Raw genomic sequence first — 26,546 nt, 5'->3', positions numbered from 1 at the left:
AAAATAGATAAGTTATTGATATTAGGTAATGGTCTAAATTTAAATTTCGTTAAACGAAATTAATTTTCAAAAAAGCTTGAAATTTGTATTTTTGTTCTCGTACTATGAAACACATCCGCAGTAAACAAGATTTAAAAGCATGGTATCCAGACCAGCTGGAAATGGCTGATGGATACGATGGAAATATATAAAAAGGGAGATCACAGATGATCCGTGATGAAGGGATGTTGGAGCAGTTACTTTCAACAATTCGAGATTTTGTAAAAAATGAATTGATCCCTCGTGAAAACGAAGTGGTAGAGAAAGACAAAATTCCAGATGACATTGTGCAGCAAATGCGTGAGCTAGGTTTGTTCGGACTCACAATTCCCGAAGAATATGGTGGCTTAGGCATCACCATGGAAGAAGAAGTCAGAGTTGCATTTGAACTTGGGCAAACTTCACCGGCTTTCCGTTCTTTAATTGGAACCAATAACGGTATTGGCTCAAGTGCGATTTTGATTGATGGCACAGAAGAGCAAAAGCAAAAATATTTACCGCGTTATGCAAGTGGCGAAATTATTGGTTCATTTTGTTTAACCGAGCCTGAGTCTGGTTCTGATGCTGCCTCTTTAAAAACCAGCGCAGTAAAAGATGGTGACTTTTATGTATTAAACGGTACCAAACGTTTTATTACCAATGCACCCCACGCTGCGACTTTTACTGTAATGGCTCGAACGAATCCTGAAATTAAAGGGTCGGGAGGGATTTCAGCTTTTTTAGTTGAGGCGAATACGCCAGGTATTACCTTGGGCAAAATTGACCAAAAAATGGGTCAAAAGGGTTCACACACCTGTGATGTAATTTTTGATAACTGCCGTGTACCTGCTTCTGCACTGATTGGTGGGGTAGAAGGTGTCGGTTTTAAAACGGCCATGAAAGTGCTGGATAAAGGACGTTTGCACATTGGTGCTTATAGCGTTGGGGTTGCTGAACGCATGCTAAACGACGCATTGCATTATGCGATTGAGCGTAAGCAGTTTGGTCAGCCTATTGCGAACTTTCAGCTGATTCAAGCCATGCTTGCCGACTCAAAAGCCGAAATATATGCCGCTAAATGTATGGTTTTAGATGCAGCTCGCCGCCGTGATAATGGCGAAAACATTAGCACAGAAGCTTCTTGCGCAAAAATGTTTGCGACGGAAATGTGCGGACGCGTTGCTGACCGCTGTGTACAGATTCATGGTGGTGCAGGCTATATCAGTGAATATGCCATTGAACGTTTTTATCGTGATGTACGTTTGTTCCGTTTATATGAAGGAACGACGCAAGTTCAACAACTTATTATTGCCAAAAACATGATTAGGGAAGCTACAGCCTAATAAAAAATCAAATGCCATGAGGCATGGGATGCCTCATGTTCCTTCTGAGGATATGGACATGACAACAAATACTGTGACAGAAAATATGAGTAGCACTGAAGCTATTCAAACGCCCAAAAAGATTTGGATTACTGCATTTATATTCGCTTTTTTTACACTTTTATGTGATGGGGCAGATTTAGGTTTTTTGGCATTAAGCCTCACTAGTCTTAAAACAGAATTTCATTTAACTGGTGTGCAAGCTGGAACATTAGGAAGCCTGACTCTATTTGGCTCGGCCGTGGGCGGTCTCATTGGTGGTTGGGCATGTGACCGTTTTGGTCGGGTTCGCATTATTGTGTTCTTTATTGCTTATTCTTCAGTTTTAACCTGTGCGCTAGGCTTTACACACTCTTATATGCAATTTGCAGTTTTAAGAACTTTTGGAGCGATGGGTTTAGGTGCACTTTATATTGCCTGTAATATTTTAATGTCAGAAATGGTTCCGACTAAACATCGTTCTACCGTTTTGGCAACGCTGATGACAGGTTATACCTTAGGTTCTTTACTCGCGACATTACTAGCAGGACACATTATTCCTGAACACGGGTGGCGTTTCCTTTACTGGATTGCAATTGCGCCTGTAGTGTTATCAATTTTGATGCACATATGTGTACCTGAACCTGAGTCATGGAAAAAAGCGCGTCAATTAAAAGCGTTAGAAATAGCTCAAAGTAGCCAACCTAAAAAACGTCAAAATCCATATCTTGAGATTTTAAGAGATAAAAAGCATGGCACCATGTTTGTACTTTGGATTATTAGTACTGGTGCACTACAGTTTGGTTATTACGGCGTAAGTAACTGGTTACCGGCTTATTTAGAGTCTGATCTAGGCATCAAGTTTAAAGAAATGGCCATGTATATGGTCGGTACTTTCCTGATTATGATGTTCGCCAAAGTAATTGCAGGAATTGTTGCCGATAAATTAGGACGCCGCGCTGTATTCGCTTTTGGAACCATTGGTACAGCCTTATTTATTCCAGTCATTGTTTACTTAAATACACCAACTAACATTTTATGGATGATGCTGTTTTTCGGTTTCCTTTACGGTATTCCATATGCAATTAATGCCACCTATATGACAGAAAGCTTCCCGACTTCTATTCGAGGTTCGGCGGTGGGCGGCGCTTATAACATTGGCAAAGTACTTTCAATTTTCTCTCCATTAACAATTGGTTATCTATCGCAAAACGGTTCTATTGGCTTAGGACTTTTGGTGATGGCTGCGGCTTATTTTATCTGCGGTGTAATTCCATTGTTATTTATTAAAGACCGACTATTTAACCCGCAAAAGGCAGAGTGACAGATCAATCTGTCACCTTAAATTAAGGATGAAAAGGGACAAGTGAGATGATAAATAAAATCACCAGTGACATTGAACCGATTTTAAAAGCTATTCCTGATGGAGCAACCATCATGACAGGCGGGTTTGGTGTGACGGGGCAACCTGCTGAATTAATAGAAGCCTTAATCGATTTGGGAAAAAAAGAACTCACCATTGTAAACAATAATGCAGCTTCGGGTGACCGTGGTCTAACCAAGCTGATTATTGCCGGGTGTGTTAAAAAAATGATTAGCTCATTTCCGAAATCTGCAGGATCCACTGTTTTTCAAGACTTATATAGAGCGGGAAAAATTGAGTTGGAACTGGTTCCGCAAGGTAATTTGGCATGTCGTATTCAAGCCGCAGGAGCTGGTCTCGGTGCTATTTTTACTCCGACTGGTTATGGCACTAAAATTGCCGAAGGCAAAGAAACCCGAACCATTAACGGTAAAAACTATGTGCTTGAATATCCACTTGAAGCTGATTTTGCACTGATTTATGCCGATAAAGCCGACCGCTGGGGCAATTTAACTTATCGCAAAGCGGCCCGCAATTTTGGTCCAATCATGGCAAAAGCCGCCAAGACCACGATTGTTCAAGTGAATGACACCGTAGAGCTAGGAACGCTTGACCCAGAGTGCATTATTACACCGGGAATTTTTGTTCAGCACGTTGTAAAAGTAGGAGATATCTAATGTCAGTTCAAAAGCGTTCTCGTGAAGATATTGCCAAACTCATTGCCAATGACATTCCGGAAGGTTCTTATGTCAATTTAGGCATTGGCTTACCGACCAACGTTGCTAAATTCTTGCCAAAAGACAAAGAAATTTTTTTACATTCGGAAAATGGTGTTTTGGCTTTTGGGCCTCCACCACAACCGGGTGAGGAAGATGAAGATCTGGTAAATGCCGGAAAAGAACTTGTCACTTTGTTAGACGGTGGATGCTTTATGCATCATGGCGACTCGTTTGACATTATGCGTGGCGGTCATTTGGACATTTGCGTGATTGGTGCATTCCAAGTTGCGGTCAATGGAGACTTGGCAAACTGGCATACCGGTAAAGCAGATGATGTACCAGCAGTCGGCGGTGCTATGGATTTGGCAGTGGGTGCAAAAACGATTTATGTCTATATGGAGCATGTGACTAAAAAAGGTGAGCCCAAAATTGTAAAAGAACTGAGTTATCCAATAACGGGTGAGCAGTGTGTAAACCGTATTTACACCGATTTATGCATTATTGAACTCAAGGACCAAAAAGCTTACGTCAAGGAAATGGTAGACGGCTTAACTTTTGATGAATTACAGGCAGTCACTGACTGTGAACTAATCGATGCACGTGTAGCCTAAATACACACGGAAAAAACGCTTCTTTAAGGATTAAAAGATGAAAAAATTAATTTTAGCTGCAGCTTGCGCTGCGGCTTCAGGGACTATTTTTGCAAATTCTTCAGATACCACAGAACAAAGAATTAATTTGCTAGAAACCGAGCTGCAAAAATTAAAAGCAGAACTTGCTGCTCAGAAACAAACTCAAAATAATTTACAGGTCAAACAGGTTAAGATCGAAGAGAACATTGAAAAAACTAAAGCAACGGTAACAGAAAAGCCTGTTGCTCCTTCATGGGTTACTTGGACGGATAACGTTAAGGTTTATGGTATTGCCCGTATTGATGCAGCGGTTGATTTTAAGTCATCACCAGACTCGGGCGGTAGAACGACCAGCAGTCTGTACCGAACACCTTTTGAAAGTGAAAAACGTTCGAATCATGCGCGTTCGGATGCCATGATTAATGCAAGCCGACTCGGTGTTTATTTTAATAGCCCAAATAAAGCTGTGACGGGAAATATTGAAGCCGATTTCTTTGATAGCTCTAACATGGGAACGGGGGATGGTAAATTCCGTATCCGTCATGCATTTTTTACCTATAAAGACTGGACCTTTGGACAAACATGGTCACTCATGTCTAACATGGAAACCCGTACAGAAGCTGTTGATTACACCCAATTTGTGGGAACTTCCTATACGCGTACTCCTCAAATTCGCTATGACTGGAAAATTGATGCCAATAATGATTTAAAAGTAGCTTTGGAATATACAGGTTCGAGAGTCTCGGCATTTCCAACTTTAACGGGTCGCTATACCTTTAAACAAGGTCCTTTAACAGCACTTGCTCAAGGCTTTATAAATGAAAAATCCGCAGATGTCGCAACTGCCACGGTGAAGAAAGTAAGCTGGGGTGCAGGAGGCGGCTTAAAATATCAACTCACGCCACAACAATCGGTACAAGCGAATTATCAATATATTGTCGGTGATCAAAAATTTATGCCGTATACCACCCAAAGTGGTTTGGCAAATTCAACAAGTTTAAATGCTGCGGGTGATTTTTCTTTAAACGAAGATAAAACAGATTTGGTGATGAATAAGTTGAATAGTATCAATATTGGTTATTCATATAAATTTAATGAGCAATGGCGTGCGAACTTATCGGCTTCAATGTTTGATTATGATGATGACACGGCTTATGCCAAACTCAACCCAGATGCCAATAAACGCTTAACGGACTACGCAGCTAACGTCTTTTATTCACCAATTGAGCAAATGGATATTGGAATGGAATATCACCAAGGCAAACGAGAAGTGTTCGATGGCCGAACCGCTGATGTGTCACGCATAAACTTTGTATCAATGTATAAATTCTAAAATAGGGCGTAATTAAAAATGGAAAAAATAGTTGAGCCCAATGCAGAAAATATACTGTCAAAAAGCTTTATTTTTATCATGGCAATGACATGTGGAATTTGTGCGGGTTCAAACTATTATAATCAGCCCTTAATCTATTCCATTGCAGAAGCATTAAAAGTCAATGCCGAACAAGTCGCCTTAACTATTGTGATTAGCCAACTGTCATATGCACTTGGCCTTTTTATATTGGTTCCCTTAGGCGATTTCTTTGAAAAACGTAGTTATATTTGCTTGCTCATGTGTTGTACGGGCCTTGCACAAGTGGGGTTATCTTTAAGTCAAACTTTGCCAGCTTTATATGGCTTTACCTTTTTAGCAACATTCTTTTCGATTGCGACTCAAGTTTTAGTTCCCTTTGCCGCAGGTTTAGCCAGCCCGAAAAAAAGCCCTCAAGTTGTAGGCACCCTCATGAGTGGTTTGTTCTTAGGAATATTATTGGCGCGCTCTATTGCAGGCTTACTTTCTACAGTTTGGTCTTGGCATGCGGTTTATTTAATTAGCGGAATTGTCATTTTGGTGTTTGCTTGGGTAATGTGGGTAAAGTTACCAGTGGCGCGAAAATCCCATCAACTCAATATTCTACAGATTTATGGTTCGTTATTTTCATTAGCTGTTCATCAGCCTCATTTGCTGCGCCGTGGTTTTGCTGGCGGAATTGGCTTTGGTATTTTGACTCTCATTTTTACCACCATGACTTTTATTTTAGCGAATGAGCCTTATCATTTTAACGATTTCCAGATCGGTTTATTTGGAATTGTTGGATTGGCTGGCGTGTTTGCGACCCCATGGGCAGGCAAGAAAATTGCAGCAGGCCTTGAAAATAGGATTGCATTGGTTTGTATGGCACTATTAATGAGTGCATGGATACCACTATTTTTTGCACAGCAGTCTTTGGTTGCCTACGCTGTTGGCGTGATTATGGCGTATTTTGGTTTGTCAGCATTTCATGTACTCAACCAAAATCTGGTCTACCGGATTTCGGCCGAGGCACGTTCCCGTATTAATTCAATTTATATGACTTTATATTTTGGTGGAGCCGCCTTAGGTTCTTTTATTGCGGTGTATGCTTGGAAACACTGGGGATGGGAAGCATGTGCTGCTTTAGGTTTAGCAATGGCAATAACAAGTTTCGTGATTGATCGCTTAGATTTTTATGAAATGGGTAAGATTACCAAGCAAGAAAAAGCTCCATAAACAGGAGCTTTAAAATTTTATTATTTGCGAATAATCATTAAGGTTGCCGAAGCAAAAGCATACACCTTGCCGTTTTCATCTACGATTTTACCTTGGGTACTAATAATATTATGGCCCGCATTAATCAACTCGGCTGTCGCATAGTAAGACGTATCAACTTGCATAGGACGAATCATTTTTACATTTAAATCAATAGTTCCATAACCAACGCCATGTTCAAGTAGGGTATGAGCTGCGCTGCCTGTTGCTGTATCTAAAGCTGTAGCGCAAAAGCCGCCGTGTACACCGCCTTGTATATTTCTATGTTCTTTGCGAGGGGTAACTTTATAAGTTGCTTTACCTTCGGAAACTTCAACGAGTTCCATCGGTATGGTGTGAGCCATAGGTGATGGTGAAACTTCACCATTTTTTAAAGCGGTTAAAAACTCAAGACCTGTGTATTTCGGGCTTTCCATAAATCATCCTTGCATGATTAAGCAGTCTAATCACCATACTATAAATTGAATTTTTACGGAATAAAATTTTGCAATACAAAATATAAATTTATTCTAGTTAAGAGAGGTTAACTACTTTTTATATTAAATTTATATTTAAAAACATATGTTTATATTTTATCTCTATAGCTAAGTTAGGATAATTTTATTAAATTAGTGAAAATATATTTTGCTATAAGAAATTTTTTGATATTTTGATGAGATTGAAACAATAAAAGTCCATTTTAAGGAAAAACGTTATCTGCCCATGACACAGGCAGAGAGGTGAAAGGAAAAAAACTATGCCTTTATACAAAGCTCCATTACGCGATATGCAATTTGTACTGCATGAAATGCTTCAAACAGAACAGAACTATCAAGGTTTAAGCAAATATCAGGAAAGCGTAAATCGAGAATTAATTGATCAATACTTAGAGGCAGCAGCAGATTTTTGTGAAAATGAATTGGCACCGATTAACCAAAATGGCGATCAAGAAGGCTGTCATTTAAATCAAGGTGTGGTGACAACGCCGAAAGGTTTTAAAGAAGCCTACCAAAAATATGCCGAGCTTGGATTTACCTCTTTAACCGCCGATCCGGAATATGGTGGGCAAGGCTTACCGACATTGCTACGAATTGCGATTTCTGAAATGTTATGTGGTTCCAATTGGGCGTGGGCAATGTATCCGGGGTTGTCTCATGGTGCAATGAGAACAATTGAGCACCATGGGACCGAGCAACAAAAACAGAAGTTTTTGACTAAACTCATTAGCGGTGTTTGGACCGGAACCATGTGTTTAACCGAATCACATGCAGGCTCAGACCTTGGCTTAATTAGAACAAAAGCAGAGCCAAATCCGGACGGTAGTTACTCCATTACAGGTGAAAAGATTTTTATTTCAGCAGGAGAACATGATCTTTCTGAAAATATTATTCATATTGTTTTAGCCCGTTTGCCTCAGGCGCCTGCAGGGACTAAAGGTATTTCTTTATTTATTGTGCCTAAATTTAATGTGAGTGATGACGGTCAGGTGTTGGACCGTAATAAAGTCGTTTGTAGTGCGATTGAACATAAAATGGGGATTCATGGAAATGCGACCTGTGTGCTGAATTTTGATGGTGCCAAAGGTTATTTAATTGGTCCTGAAAATCGCGGGCTCAATTGTATGTTTACCTTTATGAATACCGCACGTATTGGAACAGCCGTACAAGGGCTTGCTGCTTCTGAAATCTCATTTCAAGGCGCGTTAAGTTATGCTAAAGAGCGTCTCGCTATGCGTTCGTTATCTGGTCCTAAATATCCTGAGAAAAATGCCGATCCAATTATTGTGCATCCCGCTGTACGTTCAATGTTAATGACACAAAAAGCGTTTTCTGAAGGTGGCCGTGCACTGGCTTACTTTCTAGCTCAGCATGTCGATATTGTCGAAAGCTCAAACGATCAGGAACAGCAAAAACACTCCGATGAATTGCTGGCTTTTTTAACGCCGATTGCTAAGGCCTTTTTAACAGAGTCGGGTAATGAGTCTGCAAAGCATGGTGTTCAAGTATTTGGTGGTCATGGCTTTATTGTTGAACATGGCATGGAGCAAATTGTACGTGATGCACGTATCTCGACATTGTATGAAGGTACAACTGAGATTCAGTCTTTAGATCTACTCGCACGTAAAGTCCTCAAGTCGGAAGGCAAACTTCTAAAGAACATGACCGATTTGATTGATCAGTTTATTAGCCAGTACCAATCAAATGAAGTGCTGAAACCTTATTTAGAAAAATTAGCTGAGCTTAAGCAGCAATGGCTGTCACTGACCAAATCTATTGCAGAGAAAGCCAAGCACAACCCAGAAGAAATAGGGGCAGCTTCAGTGGATTATCTTTATTTTTCTAGTTACGTCGTGTTCGCGTATTTGTGGGTTCGAATGGCACAAGTTGCCCATGAAAAATTAGAATCGGGTACACAAGAGCAAGCTTTTTATAAAGCAAAATTAACGACTGCTAAGTTTTTCTATCAAAAACTTTTACATCGTACACAGAGCCATGCTGCTTCTATTGAGTCTGGAGCTGATCCTGTGATGGAGCTCGATCAAGATGCTTTTGCATTTTAGCAACTAGTAATTTTTAGAATCACTGGGTGAAATTGACATGCGAAATTTTACCTAGTGATTAAATTTGTAATTTTAGACTCATCAGTTTTTGGTAGGAAAAACCAGTTGAGTCAAATAAATAGAGGGTTAACATAAGCATTAAAACGTGAATTTTCATCAAATATTGATGTTGGACAAGGACTAAGGAAAGAAAATCATGAATGCTTATTATCAATTACTGAATAGAACAATTGGTCCTCAAGGTGAAGTGATTGCTCATTATTGCTCAACTGTTCATGCACAAGGTGCTTGGAACCCTCATGAACAGCATATGGCGCCTGCAAGTGGCGTGATCGCAGTAGAGTTAGAACAGTTTTCACCACGACAAGATATGCGAATTGGTCGAATTAGTTTTGATATTTTTGGATTGATTGCATTTGGTGAATTTACGATTAAAACACATGTCATTCGTGCCGGTAAAACGATTGAATTGATTGAAGCAGAACTACAAGCACAAGGTAAAACTTGTATTGTGGCTAGAGCATGGCGCATGTGCACTCAAGACAGTTCCGAGATTGCGGGGCTTGAAGATCAACCAATTCATCATCCTGATACCTTTACCGAATGGACGGGTATGAAAAGATGGCCGGGTGGTTTTATCCAGACATTAGTCACTAAAACTGATGATCAGCATCGCGCAGGTAAAGGCATTGTTTGGCTAAACAATGATAAAGAAATGGTTGAAGGCCAGCCGACCACAGATTTTGCGCATTTAATTGGCATGGTAGATACCGCAAACGGCATTGTCCCAAGACAAGAAGGAGAATTTACTTGGGGCTTTCCAAATCTTGATTTACAAATCCACATGCACCGTTATCCGCAAGGTAAATGGTTGGGTCTGGAAACTGTTCAGCAATATGGTTCGGATGGCATTGGTTTAACCAGTGCAGTTTTACATGATGTGTATGGTCCATTTGGACGAAGCGAGCAGATTTTGACTTTACGTAAAATGACTAAATAAATTTTTGAGCCAATAAAAAAAGTCATCCCCAAGGATGACTTTTTTATTGAGATTTAATTGTTAGTTACGTACTTTTAGCAATGTTGGGGTAAGCTCATCCCAACGTTGTTTTGCAGCGTCCATTGCTTTTATTTTGATATGACCATAACCGCGGACTTCTGCCGGTAATTTTGCAATTTGTTCAGCAACTGCCAAGTTATGATTGTCTGGTGCCTCAACAAGTGCTTCAACAAATGCGATGTAACGGTCACGCCAAGCTTGTTCGTGTTGACGTTCTTCTTGACGCGCAAATGGGTCAAGGAAAGTTTCACGAAGCCATTGTAAACGAGCGAGCATCATCATCGGGAAACGCATCCAGTAACCAAACGCACGTTTACGGACATTTTTCAGACCACCGAGTAACGCTGGTGGAGCAAGATGATAGGTTAAACGTAAGCCTTTACCGAATTGGGTTTCGATCGATTCTTTGAAGCTTTTACCTGTTAGTAGACGTGCAACTTCATATTCATCTTTATAAGCCATAACTCTGTAAAGCTGAGTTGCAATCGTACCTGTTAACTCTTCTGGTAACTTTTTAGCTGCCAATTCTACAAGCGTGCGGTATTTAGCTGCATAAGCTTCATTCCAGTAGTCTGTTAAACGAGCAGAACGGTCTTCAATAAGTTCAGCTAAAGTTTGCGGAGTTTTGGTTTTTGGCATTGCTGCAAGTAAACGAGCAGCTAAAGTCGGGTCACTTGCAAGATGACAACCTACACGGAAAGCTTCGAGGTTCTTTTCAACAGCCGTACCATTTAGGCGAATTGCTTTTTCAATACTTTCACGTAATAGCGGAATGCGACCAGATTGCCATGCCATACCGAGTAATAACTGATTGGTATAAATTGAATCACCTAAGAGTTGTGTTGCAATACGAGCCGCTGGCAGAGAAACCAGTTGCCCTTGACGAACACGACCACGAAGACGGTCAATTAAATCGGTAATAGGCGCATACCAGTCACGAGATTTAATAAACTCAGAAGTAGGGGTACTGTCTTCATTCACAATAACCAAAGCATCATCTTTTAAACGAGATAGAGCAGCGCTACCACCAGCGACTACTGCATCTGCACCGATGAGTAATTCACATTGACCCGCCGGAATTTTGGTAGAAGAAATTTGCTCATCACTTGCTGCAAGTTGAACGTATGAATAAACCGTACCACCTTTTTGGGCAAGGCCGGCCATGTCCATAACACGTGTTGCTTTACCTTCGAGGTGAGCCGCCATACCAAGCAGTGCACCAATAGTCACAACACCTGTACCACCAATACCACCGACCATAATACGACTTGGAACGTCATATAACTGAGGAATAACGGGTGATGTTGGCCAGCCTGCACCAATACCTTCAAATTTAGCAGGACGTTTCATATCACGTGTATGAACAGTCACAAAACTAGGGCAGAACCCTTCGGCACAAGTGAAGTCTTTATTACAGCTACTTTGGTTAATTTGGCGTTTAGTGCCTAAAGCTGTTTCTACAGGTTCAATAGATAAACAGTTTGATTTTTTAGAACAGTCACCACAACCTTCGCAAATATCACTGTTAATGTATAAACGCTCAGCTGGGTCAGGGTAGGCATCACGTTTACGGCGACGGCGTTTTTCACTGGCACAGGTTTGTACATAAATTAAAGCGGTTACACCTGAAACTTCACGTAGCTCACGTTGAACTGCATCAAGCTCATTACGGTGGCGAATTTCTACACCCGCTGCAATACCGTCTTCTTCATTTAATAATTTAACTTCATCAGTGACAATCACTTGTTTTTTAATACCTTCGGCAGCGAGCTGGCGAGTTAACTGTGCAACGCTCAAATGCCCATCTACATGCTGACCACCTGTCATAGCGACCGCATCGTTGTAGAGGATTTTGTAGGTGATATTTGTTTTTGCAGCGATAGATTGACGAATTGCTAAGTAACCAGAGTGGAAATAGGTTCCATCACCAAGGTTTGCAAAAATGTGTTTTTCATTGGTAAATGGTGATGCACCCACCCAACTTACACCTTCACCCCCCATTTGAGAGAACGTTTCGGTACCACGGTCAAGTGAAACGGCAATATAGTGACAACCGATACCACCAAGTGCACGGCTACCTTCAGGGACGACTGTTGATGAGTTATGTGGGCAACCACTACAGAAATAAGGTTTACGTTCAGCAAGGTCAATCACACGTTTTGATTCTTGCTCTGCTTTTAGCAGTAAGTCGATTCTGCTTTGAATTTGTACTTTTAAGCTTTCTGGAATATCTAGTTTTAAGAAGCGAGCAGCCAGCATTTTTGCAATCGGTTCAGGCTGATACTCATAGTGACCAATGAGTGGTGCTTCTTCAATAGAGGTACTCCATTCACCTTTGCCATCAATCGCTTTACCAATAACGCGAGGACGTTTGTCATCAGGAAGTGAGTACAACTCATCTTTAATTTGTGTCTCAAGAATTGGACGTTTTTCTTCAACAACAATTAGCTCTTCTAAACCTTCGGCAAATTCACGTAGACCTTGTGGTTCTAGAGGCCAAATCAGCCCAACTTGATAAACACGTAACCCAAGCTGTTGGGCTGTTTCATCCTCAATACCTAAAATACGTAGGGCTTCAATGGTATCTAAATAACCTTTACCGCTTGCAGCAATACCAATACGGGCATTTTCACAAGGCCATGTTACGGTATTGATTTTATTCGCACGGGCATAAGCCAAAACAGCAGGTAAGCGATTTTTATAAAGACGTTCTTCTTGTTGAATACCATGATCTGGCCAACGAATATTAACGCCACCCTCTGGGAAATTGACATCTTTTGGTATAACAGGAGTGACACGGTCTAAATCGACATGAACAGAAGCTGAAGTTTCTACAATTTCACTGACCAGCTTCATTGAAGTCCACAGACCAGAAAAACGTGAAACAGCAATGGCGTGAACACCAAAGTCTAAAATTTGTTGAACGGATGTTGGGTAGAAAATTGGAATACCGCAACCAATCATGACATGTTCAGACTGGTGGGGAATTGTAGAAGATTTACAAGAGTGGTCATCACCAAATAAAGCAACGACACCACCACGTTCAGAGGTACCAGCTAAGTTAGCATGGCGGAGTACATCGCCTGAACGGTCAACACCCGGACCTTTACCATACCACCATGAAGACACTCCATCATATTTGCCTTGACCTGAAAGGTTAACTTGTTGGGTACCCCAAATTGCGGTAGCAGCCAAGTCTTCATTTACGCCAGGTTGAAATACAACATTATGGGATTTAAGTAATCCTTGAACTTGCCAAAGGAAACTATCATAGTTACCAACAGGAGAACCGCGATAACCAGAAATAAAACCAGCAGTATGATAACCATTAATCGCGTCACGGCGAGTTTGGGCAAGAGGCAAGCGAACAAGTGCCTGAATGCCGGTCATATATGCTGTACCGTTATCACTTACATATTTATCTTCAAGTGACACATCCTTTGTTGCAATAATATTTGGAGTGACTTTTGTAGCTATATTCATTTATATCTCCTTAGAATTTTTAGTAGCTCGGACTACTTTCTTTTTTCAACATCCAGTTGAATATTTGGAGCAAGTGACATACGAAATAAAAAAAAGATCGGTTCCTCTTCTTAAAAAAGAATTGGTGCCAATGTATGTACATTTAGTCATTGTGGTTGAACTAAACTGGTGCAACAATCCGTAATTTAGGAAAACATATTTACGTTATGCGCAAAAATCTCGATGGTGGACTATTGCATGCTATGCATGCATTCCTGAAAGTGATTGATAGCGGGAGTTTCACAGCAGCAGCTGAGCAGATGGATCTGACCACAGCACAGGTTTCACGTCTTATCAGCGAGCTAGAAACACGCTTAGGTACAAAATTAATACAACGCTCAACACGCCAGCAGGCCCTCACTGATATTGGTGCGACTTATGCAGAGCGCTGTCGCCAAGTCATTTCAATGGTGGATGAAGCAGAATCAGAAGTCACCGGAACGGCTTCTAAACCCAAAGGCCGTTTACGCGTATTAAGTATGGGTAGCTTTGGGCATCATTATGTTTTTCCAGTGATGGCCGAGTTTTGTAAACATTACCCCGAATTAACCGTGGAATATACGACTTCACAATACGTTCCGGACCTGTTGGCAAAAGGGGTCGATGTTAGCCTTTATCTGACTGAATCATTAACAGACTCACGGTTTGTTGCACGCAGAATTGGCACTATTTTTTCTGTTTTATGTGCATCACCTGCTTACCTAGAAAAACATGGGGTACCTGAGTCCCCCGAAGACTTAAAAAATCATGCCTGTTTACGCTTGGTAAATCCGTCTATTACACCAGATTGGCACTTATTAAATACAAGTGGTGAGTCTTACCAAATCGACATTGGTGGGCAACTCATTGCAGATAACCCTGAGTTATTATTAGATGTGGTACAACAGGATATGGGCATCGCATTATTGCCGATGTTTTCGACTTTAGATGCAGTTCAGAATGGAAGATTATGTCATATCTTGCCAGAGTGGCGTTCACCTGATATCGGGGTTTATACCTTATTGCCTTCACGCCATTTTATTGATGCCAAAACACGTGCATGGTTAGATTGGGTAGAAGAATATATTTCTCCAAGAATTGAAATGGATGCATCTTATTTTTATAAATAATGAGATAAATTTTTTAAGGATTACAATTGAAAAAGGATGAAGAATAATACGGATTAGAATAAAAATAGGGTAGAAAATGCTTCTTTTGAAAGAGGCATTTAATACAAAGATAAATAACAGATTTTAAAAAAATTGCATGAGGGATTGAGTCCCAATTCCTGAACAGAATGAGATAAAGATGAGATAGGATGATCTGGTATTTCACCTAATATTCAGCTTTATACCAGATGCTGAGCTACTTTAATTGATGACTAGGCACACTTGGTTTGCCAGTAAGCATTTGCATAATTCGACAAGCTTTTTCGGTTTAATACATTGCTAATATTTTGGCTGGCTTGCATCAGTTTTTCTAAATTAATGCCAGTTTCAAAACCCATGTGGGATAGTAAATAAAACAAATCTTCGGTCGATACATTACCTGAGGCGCCTTTGGCATAAGGGCAACCCCCAAGTCCTGCAAGAGACGAGTCAAAAACGCGAATACCTTGTTGTAAAGACTGATAAATATTGGCAATTGCCATACCATAGGTGTTGTGGAAATGGCCGGCTAAAACCTTGCTGTCGAGTTCAGCAAGGCAGGCTTGCCATACCTTTTGGACGCGATCTGGTGTTGCGGTACCAATGGTTTCACCTAAAGACACTTCATAGCAGCCCATGTCATAGAGTCGTTTAACCACTTTTACGACTTGCTCAGGGGCAATTGCGCCTTCATAAGGGCAATCGACTATACAAGAGACATAACCTCGCACACGGATGTTATGGGCTTTTGCCGCACTCATGACATCACTAAATTTTTCAAAGCTTTCCTCGATTGAGCAGTTAATATTTTTACGGGTAAAACTTTCAGAAGCTGCGGTAAACACCGCAACCTCTTTGCATCCTACGGCTTGAGCAGTTTCAAAACCTTTAATATTTGGAGTGAGCAGGCTAAATTGCACATCGGTTGTTTGGGGTAACAGCTTAAATAGCTCATCACTTTGAGCCATTTGCGGCACCCATTTTGCCGAAACGCATGAACCGACTTCAATCGATTTTAAGCCCGCACTGATTAGGTCATTAATGAAATTTAAGCGCTGTTCGACAGTTAAAGCCTGCTTTTCGTTTTGGAGGCCGTCTCTGGGACCAACCTCCACGATTTTGACAAATTCACTCATGCAACTTCCTCCTGTGCAGGTTGAAATTCCACAAGCTCATCGCCAGCTTTGACCTGATCACCAACTTGGAAGTAGGAATCTACAATCACGCCGTCTTTAGGAGCACGGATGGTATATTCCATTTTCATTGCTTCAAGCGTCATTAAAATATCGTCTTTCTTCACGCTATGATTTGCACTGACTAGCACTTGCGTGACCACACCCGGCATTGGAGCTTTTAAGTGACCTTCATCGGCTTGGCTATCTGCCTGATTAAAGTCTTGGCGAATATAAGCAAACTTATAGCTTTGTCCATTTTGGAACAAGGTAATGCCTTGCTGACTTTGGTTAAAAGACAGCTTTTGCTGAGTTCCACCAATTTGAACAGAGGCAGTATGCGTATTAATCAATTGGCCAGAAATCGGGTAGCTTTGACCGTTATATTCTGCGGTGAAGCCATCTTCATTTGAGGCAAATTTGATTTGGATATTTTGGTTTAAATAATTCAGTTTAATACTGTGCTGATAAGCAATATTTAAACGCCAAAGTGGCTGAGCTTGCCAAAGCTGTTTTTGGCTTGAGCTGTTGTTATTAAGTTGGCTTAAAAACTCAATAAATGCCGCTGCTACTACCAGTTCAGGTTTGATCTCTTCAGGGCTAAACAAGAAGTTTTGTTCACGCTGAATCAGGTTGGTATCAAGCTTAGCTTGTTTAAACGATTCGCTACGTACAATCTTTTCAAGAAAAGCAATATTGTTGCCTAAGCCATCGACATGGAATTGGCTCAAAGCATTTTGCATTTGAATAAGCGCAGCTTCACGGTTTTTACCCCATACAATGAGTTTGGCAATCATTGGGTCGTAATAGGTCGTGATTTCATCGCCTTCAACAATACCGCTATCTACACGCACATATTGGTTTTGCGTTGGGTAGTGCAGATAGTCAATTTTACCGATTGCAGGTAAAAAGCCTTTTTCAGGTTCTTCAGCGTAGATACGTGCTTCGAGCGCATGTCCGTGAATGCGTAATTCGTTTTGTAGTTTAGGCAAAGGTTCACCATAAGCCACACGAAGTTGCCATTCGACCAAGTCTTCACCTGTAATCATTTCAGTAACAGGATGTTCGACTTGCAGACGGGTATTCATTTCCATGAAATACGCCGTACCGTCTTGTTCTACAATAAACTCGACCGTACCTGCACCAACATAATTTACGGCGCGTGCAGCATCAATTGCAGCTTGGCGCATTGCCTCGAGCTTTTCGCTTGGCATTTGTGGAGCAGGGGCTTCTTCTAGCACTTTTTGGTGACGGCGTTGTACCGAACAATCACGTTCAAACAAATGTACGTAGTTGCCATGTGTATCGCCAAACACTTGCACTTCAATGTGGCGCGGTTGAATCACATAACGCTCAATCAAGACATCATCATTACCAAAGCTCGATTTGGCTTCACGTTTACAAGAGGCTAAGGCATGCAGAAAATCTTCACTGCGTTCAACCAGACTCATGCCTTTACCACCGCCGCCAGCACTGGCTTTAATTAAAACAGGATAGCCAATTCGGTCTGCCTGTTGCTTTAAAAAGTCAGCATCTTGGTTAGTTCCGTGATAGCCCGGCGTTAAAGGGACACCTGCTTTTTCCATTAAAGCTTTCGAGGTTGCTTTTAAGCCCATCGCTAAAATGGCATCCACTGGCGGGCCAATAAAGCAAATGTTGTGTTGTTGGCAAGCGAGTGCAAACTGGTCATTTTCAGAAAGGAAGCCGTAACCTGGGTGAACCGCTTGGCTACCTGTATCAATGGCAGCTTGAATAATTCGATCAACCTGTAAATAGCTTTGCGTGGCAGGGGACTGACCAATATAAACCGCTTCATCTGCAAGTTTGACGTGTTGTGCATTTGCATCTGCATCTGAGTAAACGGCAACCGTTCTAATACCTAATTTTTTAGCTGTACGAATTACGCGGCAGGCGATCTCGCCACGGTTCGCAATTAAAATCTTTTCAAACATGATGATCGTCCTTAATTGTTGTTATTCGAGTTAGAAACCCAAGCAGGCTGCTGTTTATGTAAAAAGGCACTCAGACCTTCTTTTGCCTCACTGCCTTGACGAACTTGAGCAATATGATGTGCTGTCTGTTGCAGCAAGTCATTGCTCATGGTCTGGTTGCTCACCATTTGAATGAGTTGTTTGGAGGCCGTTTGAGCGTGCGGGCCACCGAGTAATAGAGCATCAATAATTTCTTGAACTTTTTTATCTAAGTCTTCGGCATCTGCTACTTCGTGGGCCAAGCCAATTTGTTTGGCTTCACGTGCTGAAATCCGTTCGGCAGTTAAGAAGTAACGGGAAGCTTGTCTTGCACCAATCGCACGAATCACATAAGGACTAATGGTAGATGGAGCAAGACCTAAACGAACTTCAGAGGTTGCAAACTTGGCATCAGTGCTGGCAATGCAAATATCACATGCCGACGCTAAGCCCATACCGCCGCCAAAGGCAATGCCATGCACGCGGGCAATAGTCGGTTGTTTAAGTGTTGCAAGTGCATCAAGCATTTGCGCAAGTTTTAATGCATCTGCTTCATTTTCTGCTGAAGATGCCTGACCTGCCTGTTTCATCCAGTTGAGGTCGGCACCTGCTGAAAAGCTTTTGCCGCGACCTGCTAAAACCACAACACGAATGTCATCACGTGTATTGATTTGCTTAAAGCAGGCATGCAGCTCTTCAATGACTGTCGTATTAAAAGCATTGTGTAATTCAGGGCGGTTCAGCCAAATATAGGCAACCTGACCTTGTTGTTCGAGTTGTAAAAATTGATAGCTCATATACACCTCTTACATGCGGAACACGCCAAATTTGGTTGGCTGGATTGGAGCGTTCATGGCAGCAGCAAGGCTTAAACCAAGTACCTGACGGGTTTGAGCTGGGTCGATTACACCGTCATCCCAAAGGCGGGCAGACGCATAGTATGGATGGCCTTGGCGCTCGTATTGTTCACGAATGGGTTGTTTAAATTCGTCTTCTTCTTGCGCTGACCACTCGGCACCTTTTTGCTCAATCTGGTCACGTTTTAAAGTCGAAAGTACGCTGGCTGCTTGTTCGCCGCCCATCACTGAAATACGAGAGTTCGGCCATGTCCATAAAAAGCGTGGTGAATAAGCGCGGCCGCACATACCATAGTTACCTGCACCAAACGAACCACCAATAATCAGGGTGAGTTTAGGTACATTTGCGGTGGCAACTGCCATCACTAATTTAGCGCCGTGTTTGGCAATCCCTTCATTTTCATACTGGCGACCAACCATAAAGCCAGTAATGTTTTGTATAAATAACAAAGGAATATTGCGCTGTGTGCACAGCTCAATAAAGTGCGCGCCTTTTTGAGCAGACTCGGAAAATAAAATTCCGTTATTGGCAATAATCCCGACTGGCATGCCGTAGAGAGAAGCGAAACCCGTTACAAGTGTTGAGCCAAAGCGGGCTTTAAACTCGTCAAAACGAGAGCCGTCTACAATACGCGCAATCACTTCACGTACATCAAAAGGTTTACGCGCATCACTTGGCACCACGCCATAGAGTTCCGATGCATCAAATAATGGTTCATCAATTTGCTTATTTAACTCATTTGGCTTTTTATTTAAGTTAGCAACAATGTTTCGTGCAATCGCAATGGCGTGTTCATCATTTTCAGCTAAGTGGTCAGCTACACCTGAAAGACGTGTGTGTACATCGCCCCCGCCTAAATCTTCACTGCTTACCACTTCGCCAGTTGCAGCTTTTACCAAAGGAGGGCCGCCTAAGAAAATCGTACCTTGATTGCGGACAATAATGGTTTCATCAGACATGGCAGGCACATAAGCACCACCTGCGGTACAGCTACCCATTACCACAGCAATTTGGGCAATACCTAGGCTCGACATGCGTGCCTGATTATAGAAAATACGCCCAAAGTGATCACGGTCTGGGAAAACCTCATCTTGCATTGGTAAATAAGCACCGCCTGAATCTACTAAATAAATACAAGGCAAGTGATTTTGTTCAGCAATTTCTTGTGCGCGTAAATGCTTTTTAACCGTTAGGGGATAATATGTTCCACCCTTAACCGTTGCATCGTTGGCAACGATCATGCAAGTTACGCCGTTGACTTGACCAATACCTGCAATCACACCCGCAGCAGGAACATCATCTTCATAAACGTTGTACGCTGCCAATTGACCAATTTCTAAAAATGCCGTGCCGACATCAATCAGTTGATCAATACGTTCACGAGGTAAAAGTTTACCTCGAGCCAAATGTTTTTGACGGGCATTTTCACCACCGCCTAAAGCAATACGCTGGGCAACTTGTTTGAGATCTGTGACCAATGTTTGCATGGCTTGCTGGTTTGTTTTGAAGTCTTCGCTTCGAACATTAATCTTGCTTTGTAATTGGTTCATAAGATGCGTCCTTATTTATAATTATTATTTGGTTTCATTGAAAAGTTCGCGGCCAATCAACATACGGCGAATTTCAGAAGTTCCCGCACCAATTTCATAAAGTTTGGCATCGCGCCATAAACGGCCAGCAGGGAATTCATTGATATAACCGTTGCCACCTAAAGTCTGAATGGCTTCACCAGCCATCCATGTTGCTTTTTCGGCAGCATATAAAATGGCACTTGCGGCATCTTTGCGTAAGCTGCGGTCATGATCCGCTTTGTCGCAGGCAGCACCAACAGCATAAACGAGAGCTTTACATGCAAGCCATGTTGAATACATATCGGCAAGTTTGCCTTGCATAAGCTGGAATTCACCTAAAGCCTGACCAAACTGTTCACGCTGATGTAAGTAGGGAATAACGACATCTAAGCAAGCATCCATAATGCCTAAAGGTCCGGCACTTAAAACTGCTCGTTCATAATCCAAACCACTCATGAGTACTTTAACCCCGTTACCCACACCACCGAGTACGTTTTCAGTAGGAACTTCTACATTGTCAAAGAACAGTGGGTAAGTATTAGAACCACGCATACCGAGCTTATCTAAGTGGTTGCCGTGACTAAAGCCTTTCATACCTTTTTCAATCAAGAATGCGGTCATGCCTTTAGGGCCAGCTTGTGGATCAGTTTTAGCGTAAACGACCAGTACATCTGCATCACCGCCGTTGGTAATCCACATTTTTGAACCGTTTAAAACAAAGTGATCACCTTTTTGCTCGGCGCGTAATTTCATGCTGACCACATCAGAGCCGGCATTTGGCTCAGACATGGCAAGGGCACCCACATATTCACCGGAAATTAATTTTGGTAAATACTTTTGTTTTTGCTGCTCGTTACCGTTACGGTTAATTTGGTTTACACATAAATTAGAATGAGCACCATATGACAAGCCAATAGCTGCCGAAGCACGAGAAATTTCTTGCATGGCAATAATATGAGCTAAATAACCCATATTGGCACCGCCATATTCTTCAGAAACCGTCATGCCTAAAAGGCCCATATCTCCGAATTTTTTCCAGAGATGTGCAGGGAATTTGTTGTCTTGATCAACTTGTTGGGCAATTGGTGCAATTTCCTTTGCACAAAATGCGGCTACCGAATCTTGAAGCGCAATTAAAGTTTCATCTAGACCGAAATTCAAGCTGCGTAGGTTCATGATATTTTCATCCTATTGGTTATATTTGTTGTCCATAAAATATTTTGTGGGTATTTGATAAGTAACATACAATGATTTTTTGAAAAAGTGAATACGGATTCATAAAATGATTTACAATTCATTTTATTTGTTAGAGAATAAATTATGAGCTATAAACGATCATCTTTAATGCAAGAGCGGATGGAGCAAAATCGTAAATCGATTTTGAATTCAGCTAGAAAAATAATTTCAGAAGGAGGATTTAAGGACGCACAAATACAAACAATTGCAGAGCAAGCAGGTGTATCTAGTGGACTGGTTTATCGCTACTTCGATAATAAAAGCCAAGTGCTAATAGAAGTTTTGTCTGATGCCATTAATACAGAGCTATTGGTCATCGATTCGATTACCGAAAGTGACTTATCGGCAAAGCAGAAATTACACAAGGCGGTGGCAACTTTTGTAAAACGGGCACTGAATAGTCCTCAGCTTGCGTATTCACTCATGTTTGAACCTGTCGATTCCACGGTTGAACATGAACGTTTTCGTGTGAAGCAATTGATTAAACAAAGTATTAAAAAAATACTTGCGGATGGAAATGCAAGTGGTGAGTTTGTCTTGGATGATTTAAACACAGCAGCACTTTGTGTAGTCGGTGCTATGACCTATGTGGTCGTTGAACCTCTAGACCCAGCTCAAAATACAAAGTTTGATCATGCGCACAAAGACTATTTTTCAAAACAGATTGCTGACTTTTGTGTAGATGCTGTGCAAAAGAAATAGGGCATATAAAGGATAAAACGACACAAAATAAGTAGTTTGGAAAAGTAGTTGCAGTAACAACAATTAGATCAGGTAAGAAGAGAATTAGAAGAATCAAGGAGAATGATTCAATGCAACAAGAACGGTTAAGCTACGCCTCGGGACCAAGTACACAACCCTTATTGGGTATGACGATTGGTGAACAATTTGATCAGGCCTGTCAGCAATATGCTGAAAAGGAAGCAATCGTTAGTTTTCATCAAAACAGACGATTAACCTATAAAGCTTTACAGGATGAAGTAAACGCTTTTGCGTGTAGCCTTTTAAAATTGGGATTAAAAAAAGGAGATCGATTAGCGATTTGGTCACCTAACTGTGTGGAATGGACGGTAACCCAATTTGCAGCTTTTAAAGCAGGGATTATCTTAGTTAACCTGAATACAGCTTATAAAAGTCATGAACTTGAATATGTGTTGAATAAAGTCTCGTGCAAAGGATTGATTATTGCATCTCAATTTAAAACGACGGATTACCAAGAATTACTCACAAAAATTGCCCCTGAGTTAACCACCTGTAAAGATAAAGTGCTCAGTTCAGAGCGACTGCCGCATTTAAAATTTGTCATTAAAATTGATGACCAACAACATACGGGTATTTATCGTTTTAGTGATTTAGTCACCACACCAACTTCTGAACAGCTAGAACAATTAAAACAATTAGCCAGACAGCTCCAGTTTGATGAAACCATTAATATTCAATTTACCTCAGGTACAACAGGTAACCCGAAAGGGACCATGTTAACCCACCATAATATTTTAAATAATGGTTATTTTGTCGGTGAAGGCATCCGTTTAACTGCTCAAGATAAAGTCTGTATTTCTGTGCCATTGTTCCATTGTTTTGGCATGGTGATGGGGAATTTAGCGTGTGTAACGCATGGGGCAACCATGGTCTATCCATCGGCTGTATTTAATCCTTTAGAAACTTTAAAAGCGATTCATCAAGAACGTTGTACGGCAGCTTATGGCGTACCAACCATGTTTATTGCCACTTTAGAGCATGAACAGTTTAATGAGTTTGATCTGTCGAGCTTAAGAACAGGCATTATGGCAGGCAGTCCTTGTCCACGTGAAATTATGCAACGTGTCATAGACCGAATGCATATGTCGGAAATTACCATTTGTTATGGCATGACAGAAACCTCGCCAGTGAGTGTACAAAGCTCGGTAAACGATTCAATCGATAAACGGGTAAGCACAGTTGGGCATGTTCATCCGCATGTTGAAATTAAAATTGTCGATCTAGAAGGGCAAATTGTTCCGCAAGGCACATTAGGTGAGTTATGCGTTCGTGGTTATTCAGTGATGGCCGGTTATTGGGGTGAAGAAGAAAAGACCCGTGAAGTGATAGATGCTGCTGGTTGGATGCATACGGGTGATATTGCCGAGATGGATCAAGACGGTTTTATTAAAATTAAAGGCCGCATTAAAGATGTCGTGATTCGCGGAGGAGAAAACCTCTTTCCAAAAGAGATTGAAGACTTTTTATATACCCATCCAGATGTAAGCGATGTACAGGTGATTGGCTTGCCAGATGCGAAATATGGTGAAGAACTTTGTGCATGCATTATTTTGCATGAGCATCACCAAGTCGATGAAGACAGCATTCGCCAATTTTGCAAAGAGCATATTTCTCATAACAAAGTGCCGCGCTATGTCCGATTCTTTAATGAGTTTCCAATGACTGCTTCTGGCAAAGCGCAAAAGTTTAAATTGCAGGAAATTATGCGAGCTGAACTTAATTTAACGGGCAATGTCTTTGACTAAATAAGTTAAAAGCTCGTTCAAAGTGCAGAAAATGATAAACCGAAAGGTAGTTTAAAAAAGGATAAAACAAAATGGCAAAAGACTTTAATAGCCCTAAAGTAGTTGAAGGATATGATGCGCATATTCGTAAATTAATTCCGGGTTATGAAGTCATCCATCTACAGGTGGATGCCATTTTACAGTCGGTGTTGCCACCAGATGCTCATGTCTTAATTGTGGGCTGTGGTACGGGTTATGAACTCGAATATTTACTTAAAAGACATCCAAACTGGCAATTTACAGCAGTCGATCCATCTTTAACCATGCTGCAAAAAGCTCAGGAGCAGGTTGAACTTTTAGGTAAATCTACCCAAGTCACTTTTGTACATGGTGATACTTCAGCACTGCCTTTGGAACCATGTTTCGATGCTGCATTGTCTATTCTTGTGGCGCATTTTATTGCAGATGACATAAAACCAACCTTCTTTAAGGATATTTATGATCGCTTAAAAGAAAAGGCGCCTTTACTTACTTATGACCTCATGACTTGTGTAAATCCACAGCAGCTTCAAGCATTGCGTTATTTGTGCTTGGCTCAAGGGTTAACAGAAGAACAATGTCAAAAAATGTTGGAGCGTATGGCGGAGGACTTTTTTAGCTTAACGACTGAAGGATATATAAAACTTTTGGAAAAGACGGGCTTTGAAAGTGTACAGCCTTATACGCAAATTTTGACTTATCAGGGGTTTATTGCAAAAAAATAATACTATTGGGGAATATAAATAAGGGGTTAAAACTGAATATTCTCAATGTGGAAGAGAATATAAAAAATGAAAAATTAAAAAGTTGCTTTTGCTGCGTTAGGGAGGATACGGCTAAAAAATATGAGGGAGGGTCTTTCTTGTGAAAGAAAGGCAAATTTTTAAGGATCTATTTTAGATAGGTACATAACAAAAAGGATGTCGAGACTTTTAAGACTACTTAAAGGTCTAAAGGAAAATTTCATGATGAAAGTTTTAAATACAACGGTTCAAAAAAACTTGTTGGCAGTTTCTGTGACTCTACTTATGCCTTCTGCTTTTGCTGGTCAAGTAAACCCTGAAATAGAGCAACTTCGCCAAGAAGTAAACGAATTACGGGCAATGCTACAGGCAGATATACAAACTCAAAAATCTTTAAGCCAAGAAAAAGTAGAACAAGTTGCTCCTGTGGCTACTCAAGCTCCACAATCCATACAACAAGTATTAACTAAATCGGGTACAGAATTTAACTTATATGGTTATATACGAGCAGATGCTTCTTACCAAATTAAGGGTGCATCTACGATGTATAACAATATTAGTGGAGTTCCACTTGAACATACGCCAGAAGAATCTGCACAAAAAGACCAATTGCACAGTACGGTTTATGTGACTCGTTTCGGATTGAATTTTAAAACACCAACAACTGCTGGTGATGTGGGTGGAAAGTTAGAAATGGACTTTTTTGGGGCGGCTACTCGTGATCAGTTCCGTATACGCCATGCTTATTTAACTTTTGATAAATGGTTGATTGGTCAAACATGGTCGACATTCATTGCCCCTGAATATTACCCAGAAACAATCGATGCAGGAACATTTGTAGGCAGTGCTTTACTTAGATCGCCAATGGTTCGCTATAGCGATAATTTAACGGCAAATACAAGTTTTGCAGTTTCAGTTGAAGACCCGAAATATACTGCTGCAACAGATCCAGATAATAAAATGCGTTTACCCGCTTTAGTCGGGCGTTTAAATCATAAATTTGCTAATGGTTCGATGCTTTCGGGGCGTAGTTTTGTCGCTGAAAAAAGAACTAATAATGATAGTGAGTGGGCTTGGGGCGTAGGCCTAGGCGGTAAATATCAGATTACCCCCGATACTTTACTTAAAGCCGATTATTACCATGTCAAAGGCGATGGACGTTTCTTGTTATGGAGCAACAGTGGCTATGCAATAGATGAGCAGAACAACATGCATAGCAATGAATTTGATACGGTGTCTTTGGGAGTAACTCATCAATTCACGCCAAAAATTCGCTCGACTTTAGCTTATGGCTATATGAAAGCTAAAGACGATAACCGTTTTGCCGAATTACAGCATAATAGTACGACTCAAAACAAACAGCTTTGGCAGGGCTGGGCAAATACGATGTATAACCCATACAAGCCAATTACCTTAGGTGTTGAATATGTATATGGCGAACGAGAAACTTTCGATGGTCGAAACGGGGTGGATAACCGCTTCAACATGATAGCAAGTTATGATTTCTAAATAGCTATTCCCA

The 26,546-nt window shown here is 41.1% G+C and carries 20 protein-coding genes; 13 read left to right on the top strand and 7 right to left on the bottom strand.

Annotated features, from left to right (window positions below):
- Positions 1–206 precede the first annotated feature (206 nt).
- The 6 genes from J678_RS13150 to J678_RS13125 are packed head-to-tail and all read left to right on the top strand — an operon-like array spanning position 207 to position 6,662.
- Positions 207–1,361, top strand: coding sequence for an acyl-CoA dehydrogenase family protein (locus tag J678_RS13150; protein WP_002157175.1), 1,155 nt, complete (start codon positions 207–209; stop codon positions 1,359–1,361).
- Between the two features lie 58 nt (positions 1,362–1,419).
- Positions 1,420–2,703, top strand: coding sequence for an MFS transporter (locus J678_RS13145; protein ID WP_002048335.1), 1,284 nt, complete (start codon positions 1,420–1,422; stop codon positions 2,701–2,703).
- 47 nt (positions 2,704–2,750) lie between these two features.
- Positions 2,751–3,419 carry a 3-oxoacid CoA-transferase subunit A gene (locus J678_RS13140; protein WP_002048307.1) on the top strand — a complete coding sequence of 223 codons (669 nt, stop codon included), beginning with the start codon at positions 2,751–2,753 and terminating at the stop codon, positions 3,417–3,419.
- Complete coding sequence (locus J678_RS13135; protein ID WP_000116037.1) at positions 3,419–4,072, top strand: 3-oxoacid CoA-transferase subunit B; 654 nt, start codon at positions 3,419–3,421, stop codon at positions 4,070–4,072. Before J678_RS13140 ends, J678_RS13135 begins: the two co-directional genes overlap by 1 nt.
- Before the next feature lie 37 nt (positions 4,073–4,109).
- Positions 4,110–5,426 (top strand): outer membrane trimeric porin-like protein DcaP, encoded by a 1,317-nt coding sequence (dcaP, locus tag J678_RS13130; protein WP_017392970.1) that lies wholly within the window; start codon positions 4,110–4,112, stop codon positions 5,424–5,426.
- A gap of 18 nt (positions 5,427–5,444) precedes the next feature.
- Positions 5,445–6,662 carry an MFS transporter gene (locus tag J678_RS13125; RefSeq protein ID WP_017392969.1) on the top strand — a complete coding sequence of 406 codons (1,218 nt, stop codon included), beginning with the start codon at positions 5,445–5,447 and terminating at the stop codon, positions 6,660–6,662.
- Positions 6,663–6,682: 20 nt separating this feature from the next.
- On the opposite strand, the gene J678_RS13120 is transcribed toward J678_RS13125, so the two are convergent.
- Positions 6,683–7,117, bottom strand: coding sequence for a PaaI family thioesterase (locus tag J678_RS13120; protein ID WP_017392968.1), 435 nt, complete (start codon positions 7,115–7,117; stop codon positions 6,683–6,685).
- A 320-nt stretch (positions 7,118–7,437) separates the two neighbouring features.
- Between J678_RS13120 and J678_RS13115 the strand changes: the two genes are divergently transcribed.
- Positions 7,438–9,240, top strand: coding sequence for an acyl-CoA dehydrogenase C-terminal domain-containing protein (locus J678_RS13115; protein ID WP_017392967.1), 1,803 nt, complete (start codon positions 7,438–7,440; stop codon positions 9,238–9,240).
- Between the two features lie 196 nt (positions 9,241–9,436).
- On the top strand, positions 9,437–10,240 hold the full coding sequence (locus J678_RS13110) for a thioesterase family protein (RefSeq protein ID WP_017392966.1): 804 nt from the start codon (positions 9,437–9,439) through the stop codon (positions 10,238–10,240).
- A 60-nt stretch (positions 10,241–10,300) separates the two neighbouring features.
- On the opposite strand, the gene J678_RS13105 is transcribed toward J678_RS13110, so the two are convergent.
- Entirely contained in the window at positions 10,301–13,783 is a 3,483-nt protein-coding gene (locus J678_RS13105) for an indolepyruvate ferredoxin oxidoreductase family protein (protein ID WP_017392965.1), read from the bottom strand.
- Between the two features lie 206 nt (positions 13,784–13,989).
- Between J678_RS13105 and J678_RS13100 the strand changes: the two genes are divergently transcribed.
- Positions 13,990–14,931, top strand: a complete 942-nt coding sequence (locus tag J678_RS13100; RefSeq protein WP_017392964.1) for a LysR family transcriptional regulator — start codon at positions 13,990–13,992, stop codon at positions 14,929–14,931.
- A gap of 251 nt (positions 14,932–15,182) precedes the next feature.
- On the opposite strand, the gene J678_RS13095 is transcribed toward J678_RS13100, so the two are convergent.
- The 5 genes from J678_RS13095 to J678_RS13075 are packed head-to-tail and all read right to left on the bottom strand — an operon-like array spanning position 15,183 to position 21,696.
- Entirely contained in the window at positions 15,183–16,085 is a 903-nt protein-coding gene (locus J678_RS13095; protein WP_017392963.1) for a hydroxymethylglutaryl-CoA lyase, read from the bottom strand.
- Positions 16,082–18,073 carry an acetyl/propionyl/methylcrotonyl-CoA carboxylase subunit alpha gene (locus J678_RS13090; protein WP_017392962.1) on the bottom strand — a complete coding sequence of 664 codons (1,992 nt, stop codon included), beginning with the start codon at positions 18,071–18,073 and terminating at the stop codon, positions 16,082–16,084. Before J678_RS13090 ends, J678_RS13095 begins: the two co-directional genes overlap by 4 nt.
- A gap of 11 nt (positions 18,074–18,084) precedes the next feature.
- A complete protein-coding gene (locus J678_RS13085) occupies positions 18,085–18,888 on the bottom strand; it encodes an enoyl-CoA hydratase/isomerase family protein (protein WP_017392961.1) in 804 nt (267 codons plus the stop codon).
- A 9-nt stretch (positions 18,889–18,897) separates the two neighbouring features.
- Positions 18,898–20,499, bottom strand: a complete 1,602-nt coding sequence (locus tag J678_RS13080) for a carboxyl transferase domain-containing protein (RefSeq protein ID WP_001072769.1) — start codon at positions 20,497–20,499, stop codon at positions 18,898–18,900.
- Between the two features lie 24 nt (positions 20,500–20,523).
- A complete protein-coding gene (locus tag J678_RS13075) occupies positions 20,524–21,696 on the bottom strand; it encodes an isovaleryl-CoA dehydrogenase (RefSeq protein WP_017392960.1) in 1,173 nt (390 codons plus the stop codon).
- Positions 21,697–21,840: 144 nt separating this feature from the next.
- Here J678_RS13075 and J678_RS13070 point away from each other — a divergent pair, with 144 nt between their 5' ends.
- The 4 genes from J678_RS13070 (at position 21,841) to J678_RS13055 (ending at position 26,533) form a co-directional block, all read left to right on the top strand.
- A complete protein-coding gene (locus J678_RS13070) occupies positions 21,841–22,458 on the top strand; it encodes a TetR/AcrR family transcriptional regulator (protein WP_000120687.1) in 618 nt (205 codons plus the stop codon).
- A 110-nt stretch (positions 22,459–22,568) separates the two neighbouring features.
- On the top strand, positions 22,569–24,263 hold the full coding sequence (locus J678_RS13065) for an AMP-binding protein (RefSeq protein WP_017392959.1): 1,695 nt from the start codon (positions 22,569–22,571) through the stop codon (positions 24,261–24,263).
- A 71-nt stretch (positions 24,264–24,334) separates the two neighbouring features.
- Positions 24,335–25,006 carry a class I SAM-dependent methyltransferase gene (locus J678_RS13060; RefSeq protein ID WP_004709403.1) on the top strand — a complete coding sequence of 224 codons (672 nt, stop codon included), beginning with the start codon at positions 24,335–24,337 and terminating at the stop codon, positions 25,004–25,006.
- A gap of 243 nt (positions 25,007–25,249) precedes the next feature.
- Positions 25,250–26,533: a DcaP family trimeric outer membrane transporter gene (locus J678_RS13055; RefSeq protein WP_079378141.1), complete on the top strand. Its 1,284-nt coding sequence runs from the start codon at positions 25,250–25,252 to the stop codon at positions 26,531–26,533.
- Positions 26,534–26,546: the final 13 nt, after the last annotated feature.

The organism is Acinetobacter sp. 1424608 (genome assembly GCF_000588255.1).
In the GTDB taxonomy this organism is placed as follows: Bacteria; Pseudomonadota; Gammaproteobacteria; order Pseudomonadales; family Moraxellaceae; genus Acinetobacter; species Acinetobacter nosocomialis.
This window is presented reverse-complemented; position numbering and strand designations above follow the sequence as displayed.